This is a genomic window from Caulobacter soli (assembly GCF_011045195.1).
GTDB lineage: Bacteria > Pseudomonadota > Alphaproteobacteria > Caulobacterales > Caulobacteraceae > Caulobacter > Caulobacter soli.
Genome location: NZ_CP049199.1, coordinates 602,758 through 622,565, shown reverse-complemented (window position 1 = coordinate 622,565; position 19,808 = coordinate 602,758). Strand labels below are relative to the sequence as shown.

General features: G+C 68.0%; 18 protein-coding genes. 12 read left to right on the top strand and 6 right to left on the bottom strand.

Annotated elements, in window-relative coordinates; genetic code table 11:
- The first annotated feature begins 45 nt into the window (after positions 1 to 45).
- The 8 genes from lgt (at position 46) to G3M62_RS02925 (ending at position 7,512) form a co-directional block, all read left to right on the top strand.
- Positions 46 to 945, top strand: coding sequence for a prolipoprotein diacylglyceryl transferase (lgt, locus tag G3M62_RS02960; protein WP_165184598.1), 900 nt, complete (start codon positions 46 to 48; stop codon positions 943 to 945).
- Complete coding sequence (locus tag G3M62_RS02955) at positions 932 to 2,104, top strand: class I SAM-dependent methyltransferase (protein ID WP_165184597.1); 1,173 nt, start codon at positions 932 to 934, stop codon at positions 2,102 to 2,104. The genes lgt and G3M62_RS02955 overlap by 14 nt, the downstream gene beginning before the upstream one ends.
- A gap of 2 nt (positions 2,105 to 2,106) precedes the next feature.
- The gene (gene pgeF, locus G3M62_RS02950) at positions 2,107 to 2,898 is read left to right on the top strand and encodes a peptidoglycan editing factor PgeF (protein WP_165184595.1); all 792 of its coding nucleotides are present in this window, start codon (positions 2,107 to 2,109) and stop codon (positions 2,896 to 2,898) included.
- A 113-nt stretch (positions 2,899 to 3,011) separates the two neighbouring features.
- Positions 3,012 to 3,950, top strand: coding sequence for a ribose-phosphate pyrophosphokinase (locus G3M62_RS02945; protein WP_165184594.1), 939 nt, complete (start codon positions 3,012 to 3,014; stop codon positions 3,948 to 3,950).
- Positions 3,951 to 4,107: 157 nt separating this feature from the next.
- Positions 4,108 to 5,184, top strand: a complete 1,077-nt coding sequence (locus tag G3M62_RS02940; protein WP_165184592.1) for a hypothetical protein — start codon at positions 4,108 to 4,110, stop codon at positions 5,182 to 5,184.
- Positions 5,185 to 5,347: 163 nt separating this feature from the next.
- The gene (locus G3M62_RS02935) at positions 5,348 to 5,947 is read left to right on the top strand and encodes a 50S ribosomal protein L25/general stress protein Ctc (protein ID WP_165184591.1); all 600 of its coding nucleotides are present in this window, start codon (positions 5,348 to 5,350) and stop codon (positions 5,945 to 5,947) included.
- A 108-nt stretch (positions 5,948 to 6,055) separates the two neighbouring features.
- Positions 6,056 to 6,676, top strand: coding sequence for an aminoacyl-tRNA hydrolase (gene pth / locus G3M62_RS02930; protein WP_165184589.1), 621 nt, complete (start codon positions 6,056 to 6,058; stop codon positions 6,674 to 6,676).
- 77 nt (positions 6,677 to 6,753) lie between these two features.
- Entirely contained in the window at positions 6,754 to 7,512 is a 759-nt protein-coding gene (locus G3M62_RS02925; protein WP_165184588.1) for a tetratricopeptide repeat protein, read from the top strand.
- Here the strand turns inward: G3M62_RS02925 and G3M62_RS02920 are convergent.
- Positions 7,509 to 7,868, bottom strand: a complete 360-nt coding sequence (locus G3M62_RS02920; RefSeq protein ID WP_165184586.1) for a phage holin family protein — start codon at positions 7,866 to 7,868, stop codon at positions 7,509 to 7,511. The two genes, G3M62_RS02925 and G3M62_RS02920, sit on opposite strands and share 4 nt — an antisense overlap.
- A 292-nt stretch (positions 7,869 to 8,160) precedes the next feature.
- Between G3M62_RS02920 and rpoH the strand changes: the two genes are divergently transcribed.
- On the top strand, positions 8,161 to 9,048 hold the full coding sequence (rpoH, locus tag G3M62_RS02915; protein ID WP_165184584.1) for an RNA polymerase sigma factor RpoH: 888 nt from the start codon (positions 8,161 to 8,163) through the stop codon (positions 9,046 to 9,048).
- Between the two features lie 58 nt (positions 9,049 to 9,106).
- The gene (locus tag G3M62_RS02910) at positions 9,107 to 9,820 is read left to right on the top strand and encodes an alpha/beta fold hydrolase (RefSeq protein WP_165184582.1); all 714 of its coding nucleotides are present in this window, start codon (positions 9,107 to 9,109) and stop codon (positions 9,818 to 9,820) included.
- A 61-nt stretch (positions 9,821 to 9,881) separates the two neighbouring features.
- Here the strand turns inward: G3M62_RS02910 and G3M62_RS02905 are convergent, their stop codons facing one another.
- The 5 genes from G3M62_RS02905 to G3M62_RS02885 form a co-directional block, all read right to left on the bottom strand.
- Positions 9,882 to 12,626 (bottom strand): TonB-dependent receptor, encoded by a 2,745-nt coding sequence (locus G3M62_RS02905; RefSeq protein WP_165184581.1) that lies wholly within the window; start codon positions 12,624 to 12,626, stop codon positions 9,882 to 9,884.
- A gap of 134 nt (positions 12,627 to 12,760) precedes the next feature.
- Positions 12,761 to 13,558, bottom strand: a complete 798-nt coding sequence (locus G3M62_RS02900; protein ID WP_165184579.1) for a response regulator — start codon at positions 13,556 to 13,558, stop codon at positions 12,761 to 12,763.
- Between the two features lie 93 nt (positions 13,559 to 13,651).
- Entirely contained in the window at positions 13,652 to 14,776 is a 1,125-nt protein-coding gene (locus tag G3M62_RS02895; protein WP_165184577.1) for a hypothetical protein, read from the bottom strand.
- A 110-nt stretch (positions 14,777 to 14,886) separates the two neighbouring features.
- Positions 14,887 to 16,173 (bottom strand): adenylosuccinate synthase, encoded by a 1,287-nt coding sequence (locus tag G3M62_RS02890; protein ID WP_165184576.1) that lies wholly within the window; start codon positions 16,171 to 16,173, stop codon positions 14,887 to 14,889.
- Positions 16,174 to 16,293: 120 nt separating this feature from the next.
- Positions 16,294 to 16,902, bottom strand: coding sequence for an acyloxyacyl hydrolase (locus tag G3M62_RS02885; RefSeq protein WP_165184574.1), 609 nt, complete (start codon positions 16,900 to 16,902; stop codon positions 16,294 to 16,296).
- A 98-nt stretch (positions 16,903 to 17,000) separates the two neighbouring features.
- Here G3M62_RS02885 and G3M62_RS02880 point away from each other — a divergent pair, with 98 nt between their 5' ends.
- The gene (locus tag G3M62_RS02880) at positions 17,001 to 17,978 is read left to right on the top strand and encodes a threonine ammonia-lyase (protein ID WP_165191173.1); all 978 of its coding nucleotides are present in this window, start codon (positions 17,001 to 17,003) and stop codon (positions 17,976 to 17,978) included.
- 112 nt (positions 17,979 to 18,090) lie between these two features.
- Positions 18,091 to 19,746, top strand: coding sequence for a M28 family metallopeptidase (locus tag G3M62_RS02875; RefSeq protein WP_165184573.1), 1,656 nt, complete (start codon positions 18,091 to 18,093; stop codon positions 19,744 to 19,746).
- Positions 19,747 to 19,808: the final 62 nt, after the last annotated feature.

Here is a 19,808-nt window from a genome sequence, read left to right as displayed (position 1 = left end):
GCACGGTATGCCTGCGACCATCTGTCCGTCCGGAGCGCTCGCGGCGTGATCTTCCCCGACATCGACCCCATCGTTCACATCGGCCCCTGGGCGCTGCAATGGGGGCCGCTGGCCCTGCGCTGGTACGCCCTGGCCTATGTCGCCGGCATCCTGCTGGGCTGGCAGTACGCGATCCGGCTGGTCCGCGACGCCAAGCTGTGGGGCGGCCAGAAGCCGACCGCCACCTCGGTGCAGATCGACGACCTGGTGCTGTGGATCACCCTGGGCATCATCCTGGGCGGCCGGATCGGCTATGTGCTGTTCTACATGCTGATGAACGACGGCCAGCGCGCCGGGCTGGCGGAAAACCCGCTGACCGTCTTCAAGATCTGGGAAGGCGGCATGTCGTTCCATGGCGGCTTCCTGGGCGTGTGCGCCGCGATCGCCCTGTTCGCCCGCCAGCAGAAGATCGACATGCTGAAGCTGGGCGATCTGGTCGCGCCGGTCGTGCCCATCGGCCTGTTCTTCGGCCGCTGCGCCAACTTCATCAACGGCGAGCTGTGGGGCCGGGTCACCGACCATCCGTTCGGCATGATCTTCTGCAACCGCACGATCCAGGCCGCGAACGGCGGCTCCTGCCCCGCCGGCCCGGACCCGCGCCATCCCAGCCAGCTGTACGAGGCGGCGCTGGAGGGCGTGGTGCTGTTCCTGATCCTGCGTCTGGCCACCCACCAGTTCAAATGGCTGCAACGCCGGGGCGCGCTCGTGGCGACCTTCCTGATCTGCTACGGCCTGTTCCGCGCCTCGCTCGAGAACGTGCGCAATCCCGACCACGGCATGCCCGACTTCCCGTTCGGCCTGACCATGGGGATGATCCTGTCGATCCCGATGCTGCTGGTCGGCATCTGGCTGCTGTGGCGCGCCCTGCGCGAGCCGGTCGCCACGGAAACCCATGAGCCTGCTTGATCGCCTGAAGGCGCAGATCGCCCAGGATGGCCCGATCAGCGTCGCCGAGTACTTCACCCGCTGCCTGCACGACCCGCGCGACGGCTACTACGCCACCCGACCTGCTCTCGCGGGCATGAATGGGGGAGAAGGCGGCGACTTCCTGACCGCCCCCGGCGTCAGCCAGATGTTCGGCGAACTGATCGGCCTGTGGATCCTGGAGACCTGGACCCGCATGGGCCGCCCCTCGCCGGTGCGGCTGGTCGAGATGGGACCCGGCGACGGGACGCTGATCTCCGACATCCTGCGCGCGGCGCGGTTGCTGCCCGGCTTCCTGGCCGCCGCCGACCTGTGGCTGGTCGAGGTGTCGCCGCCGCTGCGCTCGGCCCAGGCCGCCAGGCTGGAGGGCGCGCCGCTGACGCCGAGCTGGGCCGACCGCCTGGACGCCGTGCCGGCCGGCGCGCCGCTGATCCTGGTCGCCAACGAGGTCCTGGACTGCCTGCCGGCGCACCAGTTCGTGCGGACGGAGAACGGCTGGGCGGAACGGATGGTGGGACTGGATGACAGCGGGAACCTGGCGTTCGGTCTCAAAGCCCTAGCCCCTCCCCCCGTGGGGGAGGCGGCCCGAATGGGCCGGTGGGGGGAGCAGACCCACCTTGGCCAACTCCCCCCTCCGTCGCCTTTGGCGACACCTCCCCCACAGGGGGAGGCTTTGGAGCCCGGAATGCTCGTGGAATCCTCCCCCGCCCAGGCCGCCCTAGGTGCGGAGATCGGCCACCGTGTCGCCCGTGACGGCGGCGCCGCTCTGCTGATCGACTACGGCCGCGACGCGCCCGGACCGGGCGACACCCTGCAAGCGCTCAAGGCTCACGCCAAGGTCTCGCCCCTGGCCGAGCCGGGCCAGGCCGACCTGACCGTCTGGGCCGACTTTCCCGCCGTGGCCGCCGCGGCCGCCGAGGCCGGCGCCCGCGTGGGACCCATCCTGACCCAGGGCGCGTTCCTGCAAGGCCTGGGGATCGAGGCCCGCGCCCAGGCCCTGGCCGCTTCACGCCCTGACCACGCCGAAAAGCTGGCCAGACAGCTTGATCGCCTGACCGGAGCGGCGCAGATGGGCGAACTGTTCAAGGTCGCCTGCCTGTCCGCCCCCGACCTGTCTCCTCCGCTCTTCGAGGACCTCTGACCATGACCGACCTGCCCCCCGAGCTTCCCACCGTCCAGTCGCCGCTGCTGGCCGCCGTCGCCGGGGTGAAGCATGCGTTCTTCACGCGCCAGGGCGGGGTGTCGACCGGGCTCTATTCCAGCCTCAACGTCGGTCGGGGCAGCAAGGACGAGCCGGCCGACGTGGCCGAGAACCGCGCCCGGGCCGCCGCCTGGTTCGGGGCCGCGCCGGAAGACCTCAACACCTGCTTCCAGATCCACTCGACCATCGCCATCGTCGCCGACGGCTCGTGGGGCGACGTGCGGCCCGAGGGCGACGCGGTCGTCACCAAGACGCCGGGCGTGGTCTGCGGGGCCCTGCACGCCGACTGCGCCCCGGTGCTGATCGCCGATCCGGTCGCCCGCATCGTCGCGGCCGCCCATGCCGGCTGGCGCGGCGCGCTGGACGGCGTGGTCCAGGCCGCCGTCGACCAGATGGTGGTGCTGGGCGCCGAGCCCGCGCGCATGGTCGCCGCCGTCGGCCCCTGCATTGGGCCGAAATCCTACGAGGTCGGGCGGGATTTCCTGCACCGCTTCGAGGCCGACAGCCCCGGCTCGGGCCGATTCTTCGCGCCGGGCGAAACCGACGACAAGCGCCTGTTCGACCTGCCGGCCTTCGTTCTGGACCGTCTGAACACGGCGGGCGTGGGACAAAGCGAATGGGTCGGCCGCGACACGCGAACCGAGCCGGATCTGTTCTTTTCCAACCGCAGGGCCTTCCTGGCTGGGGAGTCCGACTACGGACGACTTCTCTCGGCGATCGCGTTGGAAGCATGAGTCCCGAAAACGATGGGGCGAATAACCACGATCAGGCGAGACTCGGGGTTGTTCCCGCGCCCGAGACTGCTAGAAGCCCCCGCAATGGCGACACCCCCTCCCGAGATAAAACCATGAAGCTGCTGTCCGGTAACTCGAACCGCACCCTGGCCCAGGCCATCGCGGAATATCTCGACATGCCGCTGACCCGCGCCCAGGTGCGCCGGTTCGCCGACCTCGAGGTCTTCGTGACCATCGACGAGAACGTGCGGGGGGAAGACGTCTTCGTCATCCAGTCGACCAGCTATCCCGCCAACGACAACCTGATGGAGTTGCTGATCTGCATCGACGCCCTGAAGCGCGCGTCGGGCAAGCGGATCACGGCCGTGCTGCCCTACTTCGGCTACGCCCGCCAGGATCGGAAGACCGGCGGCCGCACGCCGATCTCGGCCAAGCTGGTGGCCAACCTTATCACCCGCTCGGGCGCCGATCGCGTCCTGACGATGGATCTGCACGCCGGGCAGATCCAGGGCTTCTTCGATATCCCGACCGACAACCTGCTGCCCTCGCGCCTGCTCGCCGACGACATCCACAAGACCTACAAGCTGGGCGACGACCTGATGGTCGTCTCGCCGGACGTCGGCGGCGTGGTTCGCGCCCGCGCCCTGGCCAAGCGCCTGGACGACGCCGACCTGGCCATCGTCGACAAGCGCCGCTCGGCCCCGGGCGAGAGCGAGGTCATGAACATCATCGGCGACGTGAAGGACCGTCGCTGCATCCTGTTCGACGACATCGTCGATTCGGCCGGCACCCTGTGCAACGCCGCCGCCGCCCTGATGGCCCAAGGCGCCAAGTCGGTCTCGGCCTATGTCACCCACGGGGTGCTGTCGGGCGCGGCCGCCGAGCGCGTGGCCAATTCGGTGCTGACCGAACTGGTGGTCACCGACTCGATCGAGGCCTCCGACACCGTGAAGGCCTGCAAGAAGATCCGCTACGTTTCCTGCGCGCCGCTGATCGGCGAGGCCATCCGCCGGATCGCTAACGAGGAATCGGTCTCCAAGCTGTTCGACTAAACCCCGACAAGACGCCTCTCAGGCGAAAGTCGCGCGCGCCGGAACACCTTTTCGACGGCTACGCTTGTCAACAGGTGGTTAACGGGCTGACTGTCACAATCTCGCCCGCGCGCCAATGGTATGGCGGGCGCTCTATGTCATTGGGGATGTTCTGGGAATGCTTTCCACCACGCGCACGCGCGCCGCGCTGACGGCCATCGCCGTGGTCGCAGCCACCTTGCTGGCCAGCTGCGAAACGCCGCCGCCGCCGCCGCCCGTGGTCGCGGCCCCCGCCGCCCCGCCGCCGATCACCCTGTCCTCGAGCATCGTCGAGAAGGCCAGCGCCTTCCGCGGCTACATGCAGCGCGCCGAAGCCATCAGCCCGACCTTCGAGAATGGCGACCAGATCCAGTCCTCGCTGAAGGTCGCCGTCGCCTACGAGCCCAAGCAGTTCCTGGCGGGCGCCACGGCCTACGCCGCCGTCCTGGCCCTGCAGGACCCGACCTTCGTGGCCTCGGTGCGCGCGTTCGCCGCTGATCCCGCCCAACGTCAGCAGGTCGTCAACCAACTGATCGCCGACCCGGCCTACGCCGTCGGCTTCAAGGGCAGCGACACCGCCGCCGGCCTGATCATCGACACGCTCGGCGCCGACGGCTTGAAGCTCTACACCGCCGGCAAGGCCGTGAAGCAGTCGGCCTACGACATCCAGCGCTCGAAGTGGTCGACCCAGTCCGTGCTCGACCGCGACGGCCGCCTGGCCTACGCCAAGACCATGTCGGCGACGCCCGGCCTGGCCGACAGCGTCGACATGGCCGCCCTGCAGCAGGCCTCGATCGGCGCCGTGCCCCCGACCATCACGGTGCGTTCAGCCCCGCCGCCCTACAAGCCCCTGGTGATCCGCGGCATGGCCGTGGCCGCCCTGGCCGCCCTCGGCTACGCCGGCGACGACAAGCTGACCCTGATCGACGCGGTGATGGCCGAGCCGGCCAGCGCCATGTGCCTGAACATGGGCAAGCTGAACCTCTACCAGTGCCTGGCCGTGGCCAAGCCGCACTACGAGGACGTGTTCTGCCTGGGCCAGCACATCATGATGGACACCGGCATGTGCGTCATGAAGGCGTCCGGCGCCGAGCTTCCCTACGAGGCCCCGCGTCTGCTGCCCGTCAAGGAATCGATCTCGGTCAAGGGCGCGGGCAGCAACTCCAAGAAGGCCAAGGCCGCCGCCGCCAAGCCCGCCGCCAAGAAGAAGAGCTAGGCGACTTCAAGACTTTATAGACGCACCTCAGGCGGCCGCCCGTTGCATCGGGCGGCCGTTCTGTGTATGAGGCGCGACCCAAAAACGTCGACCGGGCGGGACAATTCAGTCTTGTGCGGCGGCTTCGCATTTCGAGAGCATGGGGCTCTCCAGAGAGACAGACATGGCTGAGATCATTCTCAACGTCGAAATCCGCGATCGCGCCGGCACCGGCGGCTCGCGCGAAACCCGCCGCCAAGGCTTCGTCCCTGGCGTTCTGTACGGCGGCCCGCAGGCCCCGGTGAACATCGCCGTCAAGGTCAACGAATTCCGCAAGGCGCTCTACACCGGCAAGCTGCTGGGCCACCTGGTGACCCTGCAACACGGTGACCAGAAGCAATCGGTCATCGCCAAGGCCGTGCAATTCCACCCCGTCACCGACGTGCCGCTGCACTTCGACCTGTACCGCGTCGACGAGCACCAGCTGATCAAGATCGAAGTGCCGGTGCACTTCAAGAACCATGAAACCTCGGTCGGCCTGAAGAAGGGCGGCACGCTGGAAGTCATCCGTCACACCGTCGAGCTGGCCTGCCCGGCCGACAAGATCCCCGAAGAGCTGGTCATCGACCTGGCCTCGCACGACATCGGCGACGTCATCCGCATCTCGGAAGTGAAGCTGCCGGAAGGCGTGCGTCCGGCCCAGGACCGCGACTTCGTGATCGCCAACCTGAAGGCCTCGGCCGCTTCGCAATCGGGCGAAGGCGACACCTCGACCGAAGGCTAAGCCCTTCGATCGGAGTTCCGATCCGAGTTATCGAGACGGGCGGGCTTCACGGCCCGCCCGTTTTGCGTTTGCCCCCTCGCCTTGAGCTCCCAGCCTTAGGTTTTTGTGATGCTGATCCTCGCCGGCCTCGGCAATCCCGAGCCGAAATACGAGAAGAACCGGCACAATGTCGGGTTCATGGCGGTCGACGCCCTGGCCCGCAAATGGGGGACCGCGCCGTGGCGGTCGCGCTTCCAGGGCCTGGCCTGCGAGGGGCAGGTCTCGACCCCGAACGGCCCGGTCAAGCTGCTGCTGCTCAAGCCCAAGACCTTCTACAACGAGAGCGGCCGCGCCGTCGGCGAGGCGATGAAGTTCTTCAAGCTGGCCCCGACCGACGTGATCGTCTTCCACGACGAGATCGACATGGCCCCCGGCCGCTTCCGGATGAAGGCCGGCGGCGGGGCGGCGGGCAACAACGGCGTGCGCTCGATCACCAGCCAGATCGGCGACACGTTTCGGCGCGGCCGGATCGGCGTGGGCCATCCGGGCCACAAGGACGCGGTCATGCACTACGTGCTGGGCGACTTCCACAAGGTCGAGCACCAGTGGCTGGACCCGATGCTGGACGCCCTGTGCGACGCCCTGCCCTTCGCGGCGGCCGGCGATGACGAGCGCTACCAGGCCGAGGTGCTGCGCCTGGCCCCCGCGCCGAAGGCCGATCCCAAGAAGGCCGCGCGTCAGGGCGAGTAGGCCCCAACGGTTCAGCTTGACCGATTGACGCCGCCGCGACGACGCGAGAGACACCGTCCGCACGTTCGGAGTCGTCCATGTCGTTCCTGCTCGGCCTTTCCCCTCTTCTCGGGCTCGCTCTGCTGGCCTTTTCGATCGCCATGTGCGTGCACGTGGTGCGTAGCCACCGCGAGCTCTACTGGGTGTTCATCATCCTGATCGTCCAGCCGATCGGCGCGCTGATCTATTTCCTGGCGATCTTCCTGCCCGAATTCACGCGCGGCGGCACGGCCCAGAAGATGCGCAAGGCCGCGCGCGAGACGCTGGACCCGCAGCGCGAATACCGGGACGCCGGCAAGGCGGTCGAGGACGCCCCCACCGTGGCCAACCGCGCGCGACTGGCCGCCGCCGCCGTGGGCCTGGGTCGTCACGCCGAAGCCGAGCGCCTCTATGCCGAGGCGCTGCAGGGCATGTACGCCGACGACCCGCAACTGTTGCTGGGTCGGGCCAACGCCCTGGTCGAGCTGAACCGCGCGGCCGAGGCTCTGCCGCTGCTGACGACGCTGGACGCTCAGTCAAAGACCCGCACGCCCCAGGCGGCCATGGCCCTGGGCCGCGCCTACGCCCAGCTGGGCCGTCAAGCCGAGGCCGAGCCCTTGCTGCGCCTGGCCGCCGACCAATTGCCGGGCTTCGAGGGCATGGCGCGCTACGCGGTGTTCCTGGCCCAGACCGGCCGCAAGGACGAGGCGCGCGAGACCCTGGCCGAGATCGACAAGCGCCTGGCCAAGACCCACGCCCACTTCCGCAAGGAAGCGCGCGGCTGGCGCGACCTGGCGGCCAGCGCGGTGGGAACCTAGCCCCGCTCGCGCCCGTCGCCGATCAGCAGGTGGCCCAGCCAGCTGACCGCGCCGACCACCAGCGAGCCGAAGATCCCGGCCCACAGGCCGTCGACGACGAAGCCCTGCAGCAGCAGGCCGACCAGGCCCAGCATGGCGGCGTTGACGACCAGCAGGAACAGACCCAGCGTCACCACCGTGATCGGCAGGGTCAGCACGAAGACCACCGGCCGGACGATGGCGTTGACGACGCCCAGCAGGATGGCGGCGACCAGCAGGCTGGTCCAGCCGCCCGGCACGGCGATGCCCGGCACGACCTCGGACGCCAGCCACAGGCCCAGGGCGGCGATCAAGGCACGGATAACGAAGCGCGTCACGGGAAGCCTCCTTGGCGTCAAGCTCGGCTATTAGATGTGGACTTGGCCCGTTCGGGCAAGCGCGGATGCGGCCCCGCAGAGTGACGTCGCGTCGCGCGGCATTTTGCACTTGAAAAAGTGAGAATGAACGTTCATTCTCACTTTCGTAGCGCCAATACCCGAGTCCGGGTGTCGGACATTACAAATACGTTATCGACCTTACCTTCGCCACGACGCGTACCTATCTGAACCTCCGTTGAGGGGATGATGGCGCGCGGTCCGCGTGCGGATCCGCACCAAGGGGTAGTTATCTATGGCCGTGAATTCACTATCGGTGATGTCGCCGGACGGCGGCCTGTCGCGTTATCTCACCGAAATCCGCAAGTTCCCGATGCTGCCGAAGGACGAGGAGTTCATGCTCGCCCAACGCTGGAAAGAGCATCAGGACAGCGAAGCCGCCCACAAGATGGTCACCAGCCACCTGCGTCTCGTCGCCAAGATCGCCATGGGCTATCGCGGCTACGGCCTGCCGATCGGCGAGGTGATCTCCGAAGGCAATGTGGGCCTGATGCAGGCCGTCAAGAAGTTCGAGCCCGACAAGGGCTTCCGCCTGGCCACCTACGCCATGTGGTGGATCCGCGCCTCGATCCAGGAATACATCCTGCGCTCGTGGTCGCTGGTGAAGATGGGCACGACCGCCGCGCAGAAGAAACTGTTCTTCAACCTGCGCAAGGCCAAGAGCCAGATCGAGGCCTTCCAGGACGGTGATCTGCGCCCCGACCAGGTCAGCGCCATCGCCACCAAGCTGGGCGTGCTGGATAGCGAGGTCATCTCGATGAACCGCCGTCTGGGCGGTCCGGACGCTTCGCTGAACGCGCCGCTGCGCGCTGACGGCGAGAGCGAGTGGCAGGACTGGCTGGCGGACGACGATCAGGTTTCGCAAGAGACCGTCGTCGCCGACAACCAGGAAAAGTCCATGCGGATGAGCCTGCTCGAGGAGGCCATGGTCGAACTCACCGACCGTGAGCGCCACATCCTCACCGAGCGGCGCCTGAAGGACGACCCGACCACCCTGGAAGACCTGGCCTCGCAATATGGCGTCAGCCGCGAGCGGGTCCGCCAGATCGAGGTCCGGGCGTTCGAGAAGCTGCAGAAGTCGATGCGCGAAGCCGCCATCGCCAAGAACATGGTCGAAGCCTAGTCCGCCAAGACCTGAACGCGTGGAGCGCCCCGGATCGAAAGGTCCGGGGCGTTTTTCGATGAGCAATCCCATTCCCGGCACCCTCCCCCAACTCCTGCTCCTGCCTGGCCTGCTGAACGACGCCGAGCTGTGGCGCGACCAGATCGCCGGCCTGGCCGACGTGGCCCGCTGCCAGGTCCCCGACCTGACGCACGGCGAGAGTTTGCGAGAACTGGCGCAGCAGGTGCTGGCGAACGCCGAGCCGACCTTCGCCCTGGCCGGCTTTTCCATGGGCGGCTACGTCGCCCAGGAGATCGCCCGGATCGCGCCCGAGCGGATCGCGCGCCTGGCCTTGATCGACACCGCCATCCGCGCCGACAGCCCAGAACGCGCCGCCCAGCGCCGCGCCGTCAACGCCGCCGCCAGCCACGAGGGCGCCTTCCTGGGCGTCGCCGACCGGCTGATGGCCAGCTATGTCGACGCCTCGCGGCTCGACGACAAGGACCTGACCGGCCGCATCCAGGCCATGACCCAGCGCCTGGGCCGCGAGGTGTTCCTGCGCCAGAACGGACTGCCGCGCGAAGACGGCGAAGCCGCGCTGAAGGCCCTGCGCCGCCCGATCGTCATCATCTGCGGCGAACACGACGCCATCACCCCGTTGGCCGGCCAGCACGAGATGGCCCACGCCATCGGCTGCACGCACATGGTGGTGATCCCTGACTCCGGCCACATGACGCCGATGGAAGCGCCCGACGCGGTCAACGCCGCCCTGCGCCGCTGGCTGGCGCGCTAGTCCTTTAGAAAGAAACGCCCCACTTTCGCGGGGCGTCCAGGGGCAGGAATGGGGTCGGGTTCTAGAAGCTGAGCTGGACGCCCGTCCGGAAGGTCCGGCCGTAGCGCTCGTTCTCGCCCAGGTGATGGTCGCTGCCGACGAAGGTGCGCCACGGCTCGTCATTGAGGTTGCTGCCCTCGATGAAGATGCTGGCCGTCTTGCCGAAGGCGTAGGCGGCGCGGGCGTCCAGCTGGCCGTGGTCGTCCCACCAAACGTCCGAGCCCTGGTCGGCGCCGATCGTGTAGAGGAACTTGGAGCGGTAGGAATAGGCCACCCGGGCCGAGAAGCCGTACTTCTCATAGAACAGCTGGGCGGTGGCGACGGTCTTGGACTGCTGGGCCAGCGGCAGGCTGTCGACGCCCCGGCCGGGCACGCCGCGCAGGGTCGAGTCGATCAGGGCGAGGTTCGCCCCCACGCCGAAGCCGTCCAGGGCGCCCGGCAGGAAGGTCAGCTGCGATTGGGCGTTGAACTCGATGCCGGCGATGCTGGCCTTGCTGGCGTTCAGCGGGGTGGTCACCGCCGCGCCGGTCAGGGCCACGCCGCCGTAGGTGCCGCTCTGGTTCAGCAGGGTCTGGGTGAAGATCGGATCCTGGATGTCCTTGAAGAAGGCGGCGACCGACAGCACGCCCTGGCCCGGCAGGTAATATTCGAGGCCGGCGTCCAGATTGGCCGACAGCAGCGGCTTAAGGCCCGGATTGCCCTGGGTGACCGTGTCGGCCGTGGCGTCGACGGTGATGGCCGGGGCCAGCGACACGTAGTCCGGACGGCCGATCGCCGTGGTCGCCGCGGCGCGCAGCACCAGGCGATCGGTGACGTCCATCTTGGCGTTCAGGCTGGGGAACCAGTTGGTGTACTTGTTCGAGCCCGTGGTGTCCGGACCTTGCTTGGACGTGACGTTGTTGAAGGTCTTGGCGGTGTAGTCGCCGTCGGTGGTCTCGACGCGCAGGCCGGGAACCAAGGTCACTCGACCCAGCTTCAGGGTCGCCATGGCGTAGCCGGCATAGATCTTTTCCGACACGTCGTAGTCGCTGAGCAGGGCGGTGCTCAGCGACTTGGCGACGTTCAGCTTCAGGGTCGCGGGGTGGGCGGTGACGTAGGCCTGGGCGGCCTCGTAATTGACCATCGGACCGAACTTGTAACGACCGTCATAGGTCGAATCCAAGGTCGGTGGGTTCAGGGCCGCCAGGGTGAAGGCCGTCGCGCCCGGGTCGTAGGTCGTATAGTCGCGGTCGTTGGTCTTGGAGCGGTCGATCAGCTTGGCGCCGACCTTCAGCTCGCTGCCTTCGCCGACCATCGCCAGCGGATAGCTGTAGTCGGCGCGGGCCTGTTTCAGCTCCTCGACGGCCTCGCGGCGATCGTAGTTGGTGCTCTTGAACGTGTACTGGGCCGGGTCATAGGCCGTCGCCGTCGGGGTCACCAGGAACAGCACGTCCGAGGTGTCGTAGGTCCCGGCCATGGTCTTGCCGGTGGCGAACTGGAATTCGCTGCGCAGCGGGTCGGTCTTCTCGGCGCGGCTATAGGCGGCGTCGACGTCCAGGTGGCCGACCGGCAGGTTGAAGCGGCCGCCGACCGAGACGGTCTTGGTATTGTCGTCCTCGTCGCGACGTCGGACGTAACGCGTGCCCGTGGCCTTGGTGAACGAACCGGTGGTCGCCGAGCTCGAGACGATGGTCCCGGCGATCGGCAGGCGGAAGCGGTCGCGGGTCTCGTGGTCGGTGAACTTCGAGTACGCGCTGCGCAGGTACAGCTGGACGTCGTCGGTCGGACGCCAGTCGAAATTGCCGACGAAGCCCGTGCGTTCGCGCACCAGGTTGTAGTCGCGGGTGTCGAAGTCGGTCGGCAGGCCGTTGGCCCACGAGGCGCCGGCCACGTTCTGCGACTCGACCGGGCGCTTGGAATAGTTGGCCGAGACCACTGCCCCGAACTGGCCGTCCGGGCCGAACGTGCCGCCCAGTTGGGCGTCGACCTGATAGGGGTTCTTGTCGTTGAGGTCGAACTGACCGTAGTCGCCGCGCAGGCTGCCGAAGATCCCATGACGGTCGAAGGCGCTGAGGGTGACGATGTCGACCTGGCCGGCGATGGCGCTGGCGTCGAGGTCGGCGGTCAGGCTCTTGATCACCTTGACCGAGCCGATCATCGCCGAGGGGATGTCGTCCAGCTTGACCTGGCGGCTGTCGGGCTCGGGCGCGGCGGCGGTCTGGCCATTGACCGTGACATTGACGTAGCGCGGATCCACGCCGCGGATGATCACATAGCGGCCTTCGCCCTGGTCGTTGGCCACCGACACGCCCGGCAGGCGGCGCACGGCCTCGGCGACGTTCTGGTCGGGCAGCTTGCCCACGTCATTGGCGTAGAGGGCCTCGACGAAGTTGTCGGCCACCTTCTTGACCTGCAGCGAGCGGCGCTCGGCGGCGCGGGCGCTGCTGACCACCACTTCGGAGACCTCGTCGGTGGGCTTGAGGGTCAGGAGAACCTCGTTCCCGGCGTCGGCCACGGTGACCGGCAGGGTCGAGGCGCTGTAGCCGACATAGGCCACGGTCACGTCGGTCGCGCCCGGGACCACATTGCTCAGCACGAAGCGACCGTCGGGACCGGCCGTGGTCGAGCGCCCGCCCGCCTCGACCCAGGCGCCCGGCAGCGGCGCGCCGGCGGCGTCCACGACCCGGCCACGCAGGTCGGCGGCCAGGGCCGGCGCCGAAACGGCCAGCGAAGCCAGCGCCAAGGCGCTGACGCGGCGCAGCAAGGCGCCCTTGTTGATGCGGATCATGGAAGTGCCCCCGAGTCGCCGCGCGAGACAGCGCGGACTATCGGGCGGGCTGTAGACCGGCCGTGTTGCCGTCCCGCGACAGCGTCACGACGGACCCGTGTAGGTTTTAAGTCGTGGAAATGACGCGCAAAGCGTCAGGCCGCGCCGCGGCCGTTGTTGTCGCCCTCGGTCATGAAGCCCATCAGGCCGTCGATGCGCTTGAGCAGTTCGGCGCGGCCCATGCCGCCGGCGGTGACGGCCTCCAGGGCGGCGGCGGCCTCGACCAGCCGGTTGTCCTTGACGGCCTCGCCGACCTTCTTCAGCTCGACCGCCTGGGCGGCCAGGGCGCGGCGGGCCTGGTTCGGATCGCTGTCCAGGGCCTGGGCGGCCGACTTGACGATGCGCAGGGCCTGGGACAGGCGGGCGGCGGGCGTGCCGCCGGCGTCGGCCTTGCGCTTGCGCGGGCCCTTGTATTCGGCCGAGTTGAAGCGGCGGCGGTCGGGCCCGACATATTGCACGGCCTCGACCCAGTCGCGGGGCTTCAGCGTCACCGCTTCAAGCCGCCGTTCCAGATCCTTGATCGTGAACGGCTTGCGCATGAACTCGTGGATGCCGGCGTCGCGGGCGCCGAAGATCGCCTCGGCCGTCGCTTCCGACGTGCACATGATGATCGGGTTCTCGCGGCAGGCCAGGTCGCTGCGGCGGATCTTCTTGGCCAGGGCCAGGCCGTCGCAGCCGCTGGAGGCGTGCTCGACGAAGATCAGCATCGGGTCGACCGTGCGGGCCATGCCCCAGCCGGCCTCGATCGAGGCGGCGTGGAAGACCTGGACATTGCCCACATGGCGCAGCTGGTCGGCGAGCAGGCGCACGGCGGCGGTGTTCGGGTCGACGATCAGCACGCGCTGCATCTTCGCCGCGATACGCTGCAAGGTGCGGATATTGCCGTCGAACACGGGACCCAGGTGCTCCAAAGATGACTAGCCCGCACACTAGGCGGTCGATGGTAAAAATCCGCTTATTAGTCGCCGGTTGCGGCAGAACGTCCTTCAGGCGGCCAGGCTTGCGGTCAATCCTGCGTCGAAATCCTGGAGGATGTCGATGGCGTCCTCGATGTCGGCCACCAGGGGCGTGCCGATCGGGAAGCGGTAGCGCCAGAAGCTGGCGATGTGGGCGATGACCCCGACCTTCTCGCCCAGCGACAGGAACATGTCGGGCGCGCGCAGCAGGAATTCGCGGAACGCCTGGGGCTTGCCGTTTTCGATCAGGTCGTCGAACGCGCGGTCATAGACGTCCAGCGCCCGCAGGATCGACTTGCGCTCGATCAGGATGCCGCGACGCAGGCGCTTGCGGGTGTCGTCGACGAACCGCTGCATGGCCACGTCGCGATTGCCGGTGATCGTCAGCCGCGCGATCTCGCCGCCGACGGTGTCCAGATCGGCCCACAGCCGGTTCAGCATCCACTTGTAATAGAGGAAGCCCTTCCAGCTGAAGACGCCTTCCTTGAAGCTGTCGCCGTCCATGACCAGGGTCTCGCGCAGCGGCTCCAGCCGCTCGTCGACGTCGGTGGACAGCAAGGCCTCGACCAGGCGCGCGGCGTGCGCGCCGGGCACGATGCGGCCGGCGTCGCGATAGGCCAGATTGATCAGCTGCGAGATCTGGACCGACACGAAGCTCTGCATCTGCTCCATGTCGGCGCCCGACAGCGCGAAATAGCTGGAGGCCACCGACAGGCCGTGGCGGCGCAGATGCTCGCGCAGCAGGAACGGATCCAGCGACGGCAACTGATCGATCAGCCGCAGGGTCGCCAGGTCGCGCGCCATGTCGGTGTGTTCGTTGCAGGCCTCGCGCAGCAGGTCCACCCAGCCGCGCTGACCCACGAAGAACGACTGGCCGCCCAGGCCCAGGTCGCTACGCTCGAACGGAATGATGATCTTGGTGGCGTTGGGCCGGATCTCGTCGAACAGGAAGATATCGTCGGCCCGCAGGCGGTGCTTGACCACCAGGGCGGTGTTGAGGATGCGATTGCGGAACAACGGCGCCTCGCCGTGTTCGGGCCTGTGGCCGCTGCGGGCCTCGATGGCCAGCAGGTTCAGGACGCGACTGGTCGACGCCTCCCGATCAAGCGCTCGGAGGCTGCGCGTCAGACGATCCGCCTTGTTTGCGGACTTCATTAAACGACGCGCAGCGACCAAAGACGGCGAACCTCCCCAGAGAGGCCACCGTCATAAGGCCTTGCCTGCTAAGCAATCGCTAACTTAGCCTTGGAAAATCCGTTGCAGTCTCATCCCTGGAAGGGGTCGCGCATCAGGATGGTGTCGTCGCGCTCGGGGCTGGTCGACAGCAGGGCGACGGGCGCGCCGATCAGTTCCTCGACCCGGCGCACATACTTGATGGCGTTGGCGTTGAGGTCCTTGAACGAGCGGGCGCCGGCGGTGCTTTCGCTCCAGCCTTCCATCTCCTCGTAGATCGGCACGGCGGCGGCCTGGTCGCGCATGCCGGCCGGCAAGTAGTCGACCTCGCGGTCGCCGATCTTGTAGCCGACGCAGATCTTCAGGGTCTTCAGGCCGTCCAGCACGTCCAGCTTGGTCAGGGCGATGCCGTCGATGCCGTTGATGGCGACGGACTGGCGCACCAGCACCGCGTCGAACCAGCCGCAGCGACGGGCGCGGCCGGTGTTGACGCCGACCTCGCGGCCCACGGTCGACAGATGCTTGCCGACTTCATCGTCCAGTTCGCAGGCGAACGGACCTTCGCCGACCCGGGTGGTGTAGGCCTTGACGATGCCCAGCACGTAGCCCGGCCCCTTGGGGCCCATGCCCGAACCGGCCGCGGCCTGGCCGGCGACGGTGTTGGACGAGGTGACGAACGGATAGGTGCCGTGGTCGACGTCCAGCAGCGCGCCTTGGGCGCCTTCGAACAGGATGCGCTTGCCGGCCTTGTGAGCCTGGTCCAGCAGGCGCCAGGCCGGCTGGGCGTAGGCCAGGATCTTCGGCGCGATCTCCATCAGCTCATTGAACATCGCCTCGCCGTCGGCCTCGGGCAGGCCCAGGCCCCGGCGCAGCGCGCCGTGGTGGCTGAGCAGGCGCTCGATCTTGGGCTTCAGGGCCTCGGGGTCGGCCAGGTCGGCGACGCGGATGGCGCGACGGCCGACCTTGTCCTCATAGGCCGGGCCGATGCCGCGGCCGGTGGTGCCGATCTTCTGGCTGGACGCGGCCTCGCGGCCCTGGTCCAGGTCCTTGTGCAGCGGCAGGATCAGGGTGGCGTTGTCGGCCAGCACCAGCAGGTCCGGGCCGATGACCACGCCCTGTTCGGCGATCTTGGCGATCTCGCCCAGCAGGTGCCAGGGATCGACGACCACGCCGTTACCGATGACCGAGAGCTTGCCCTGCACGACGCCCGACGGCAGCAGGGCCAGCTTGTAGACCTTGCCGTCGACCACCAGGGTGTGGCCGGCGTTGTGGCCGCCCTGGAAACGCACGACGACGTCCGCCCGGTTGGACAGCCAGTCGACGATCTTGCCCTTGCCCTCGTCGCCCCACTGGGCGCCGACAACGGTCACATTGGCCATGTTCAGATATGCCTTATCACCTGCCGAAAGGCGCCCGCGGCCCTTCGACAGGACTCGGCGGCGGACGTTTCATCTCTTGTGATCGGCGTAGCGGCCTCACTGGAAAGGAGGCCGCCCGGTTCAGAACTTGTAGACCAGCCGGACCCCGGCGTCGTCAAGCCCCTGGTTCTTGCCATGGTGGAAGATCTGGCCGTTCGACAGGTGGACGTAGCTGAGTTCGCCCGACCATTTGTCGTTGAACTCGTAGCCCAGGGCCAGTTCCGGCTCGAACAGCACCTTCGAACCGAAGTCGATGCGCGTGTAGTAGAGCTTGGTGCGGCGATCGATCTCGGCCTGGCTGAGGCCCGGGGCGTTGGCCGGCGGCAGGCCGGTCTCGCCGTCGGTATAGGCCAGGCCCATGCCCGGACGCAGGTAGAAGCCGCCCGGCTTGCCCAGGTTGATCTTCCAGTCGAAGCCGGCGGCCACGAAGTTGGAGGTGTTCTCGCTGTTGATCGAGATCATGGCGTGGACCTGGGGCTTGCCCAGCCAGCGCAGGCTTTCGATCTTGTCGGTGCGATAGCCCAGGTGGACGTCGACGCCGTCCTCGCGACCGGCGGCGCCCAGGCCGACCAGGTTTCCGACGAAGGTGACGTCATGCTTGTACGCGCCGACGAAGACTTCGCCGGCGAACGCGGGCGCGGCTACGGCCACGGCGGCGCAGGCCGCGGCGGCGAACAGAGCTTTCTTCACGGTATATCCCCAGCGGTCTCGACGCTTCTCTTATGGCTTGAACGGCGCAGCTCGCAAAGGGTTTCAGCGCAGCTTTCATGGCGATAAACCTGACGGTCATGACCATCGCCCTTTCCGACATCCAAGCCGCCGCCGCCCGGCTCGAAGGCCAGGCCGTTCGCACCCCGCTGATCGAGAGCCCCGCGCTCAACGAACGCCTCGGCGGCCGGGTGCTGATCAAGCCCGAGACCCTGCAACGGGCCGGGGCTTTCAAGTTCCGCGGCGCCTACAACCGCCTGTCCCAGCTGACCGACGACGAGCGCCGGCGGGGCGTCGTGGCCTTCTCGTCGGGCAACCACGCCCAGGGCGTGGCCCTGGCGGCCCAGCTTCTCGGCTGCCCGGCCCTGATCGTCATGCCGTCCGACTCGCCGGCCGTGAAGGTCGGGGGCACGCGCGGCTTCGGGGCCGAGATTCGCTTCTACGACCGCTTCACCGAGGACCGCGTCGCCATCGCCGACCAGATCGCCGCCGAGCGCGGGTGCGTGGTCGTGCCGTCCTATGACGACCCGCACATCATCGCGGGCCAGGGCACGGCCGGGCTGGAGATCGTCGAGCAGGCCCGGGCGCTGGGCGTGGACCTGGACAAGGTGATCAGCCCCGTCGGCGGCGGCGGGCTGATCGCCGGCGTCTCCACGGCGGTCAAGGCGCTGTCGCCCGCCACCGAGGTCTGGGGCGCCGAGCCGGCCGGCTTCGACGAGACCCGCCGCTCGCTGGCCTCGGGCCAGCGCGAGACCATCGATCCGGACGCCCGCTCGATCTGCGACGCCCTGCTGACCCCGATCCCCGGCGAGCTAACCTGGCCGATCAACAGCAAGACCCTCTCCGGGATCGTCGCCGTCACCGACGCCGAGGTGGCCGAGGCGATGCGCTACGCCTTCGGCGTGCTGAAGCTGGTGATCGAGCCCGGCGGCTGCGTGGCCTTGACGGCGGCCCTGACCGGCAAGATCGACCTGAAGAGCCAGACAGCGGCGATCGTCTGTTCCGGCGGCAACGTGGATCCGGCGCTGTATGCGCGCGTGCTGGCAGGCGAGCTGTAACGGACCGGGGACATGCACTTGTGCGTGTCCCCGTCGGCGCGCCTTCCCGTCCGCTCCGGCTAAGGCTAGGGTCCGGGCCAACGATCAAGATCTGCTCCAAAAGAGAGACCCGATGAAACGCTTGCTGCTCGCGACCGCCCTGATCGCCGTTCCCATGCTCGCGCATGCCGCCGACGCGCCCAAGATCGACCCCGCCAAGCTGTCGGCCCACATCAAGGTGCTGTCGTCGGACGAATTCGAGGGCCGCGGCCCCGCCACGGCCGGCGAGACCAAGGCCGTCGACTACATCGTCGGCCAGATGAAGGCGATCGGCCTGGAGCCCGCCGGCGATCCCAAGACGGACGGGACCCGCGCCTGGACCCAGGACGTGCCGCTGGGCAAGTTCGACATCAAGGGCCCGATCGCCGCCCAGTTCACCGTCGGCGGCAAGGCCGTTCCCCTGGCCCAGGGCGAGCAGATCGCCATCCGCGCGGCCATGACCAATGTCGACAGCGTCGTCCTCAAGGACGCCCCGATCGTGTTCGTCGGCTATGGCGTCAAGGCGCCCGAACGCCATTGGGATGACTTCAAGGGCCTGGACCTGAAGGGCAAGGTCCTGGTGGTGCTGATCAACGACCCGGACTTCGAGACCGGCTCCGGTGACTTCGGCGGCAAGGCCATGACCTATTACGGCCGCTGGACCTACAAGTTCGAGGAAGCCGCCCGCCAGGGCGCGGCCGGGGTGCTGATCGTCCACGAAACCGCGCCGGCCGCCTACGGCTGGGCCACGGTCAAGAACTCCAACACCGCCACCATGTTCGACATCGTCCGCAAGGAACCCGCCAAGGTTCACCCCAATCTGGAATCCTGGATCCAGCGCGACGTCGCCGTCGACCTGTTCAAGTCGGCCGGCCTGGATTTCGACGCCCTGAAGACGCAGGCCCAGAGCCGCGACTTCAAGCCGGTGGAACTGAAGGGCGCGACCTTCTCGGCCGCCTACGCCGTCGACCATTCGGTGATCGTTTCGAAGAACATCGCCGGCCGGATCAAGGGCGCGACGCGTCCCGACGAGACGATCATCTACAGCGCCCACTGGGACCATCTGGGCGTCGGCCAGCCGGACGCCAAGGGCGACAAGATCTACAACGGCGCGATCGACAACGCCGACGGCGTCGCCGCCATCCTGGAGCTGGCCCGCGCCTTCAAGAGCCAGCCGGCCCCACAGCGCTCGATCCTGTTCCTGGCCGTCACCGCCGAGGAGCGCGGCCTGCTGGGCTCGGAATACTACGCGTCCAACCCGCTCTACCCGCTGTCCAAGACCGTCGGCGACCTGAACATCGACGCCCTGTCGGCCGCCGGCCCGGCCAAGGACATCACCACCTCGGGCGACGGTAAGGTCGACCTGCAGGACCTGCTGGTGGCCAAGGCCAAGGCCCACGGCCGCTACTTCACACCTGATCCCACGCCCCAGGCCGGCCACTTCTATCGCTCGGACCACTTCCCCTTCGCCAAGCGCGGCGTGCCGGCCATCTCGGTCGCCTCCGGCGACGATCTGGTGACCGGCGGCAACGAGGCCGGCAGGAAGGCCAAGGAGGACTACACCGCCAACCGCTACCACCAGCCGGCCGACGAATGGTCGGCGGATTGGGACCTGACCGGCCAGGCCCAGGACATCGGCCTGTTCTACGAGATCGGCGCCGACCTCGCCAATTCCAGGACCTGGCCGGAATGGCAGGCGGGCTCGGAGTTCAAGGCGCTGCGCGACACGACGAAAGCGGACCGGAAGTAACTTAGCATCGCTCGAGATGCGGACGGGGACATGCACATGTGCATGTCCCCGATCGCGTTCAC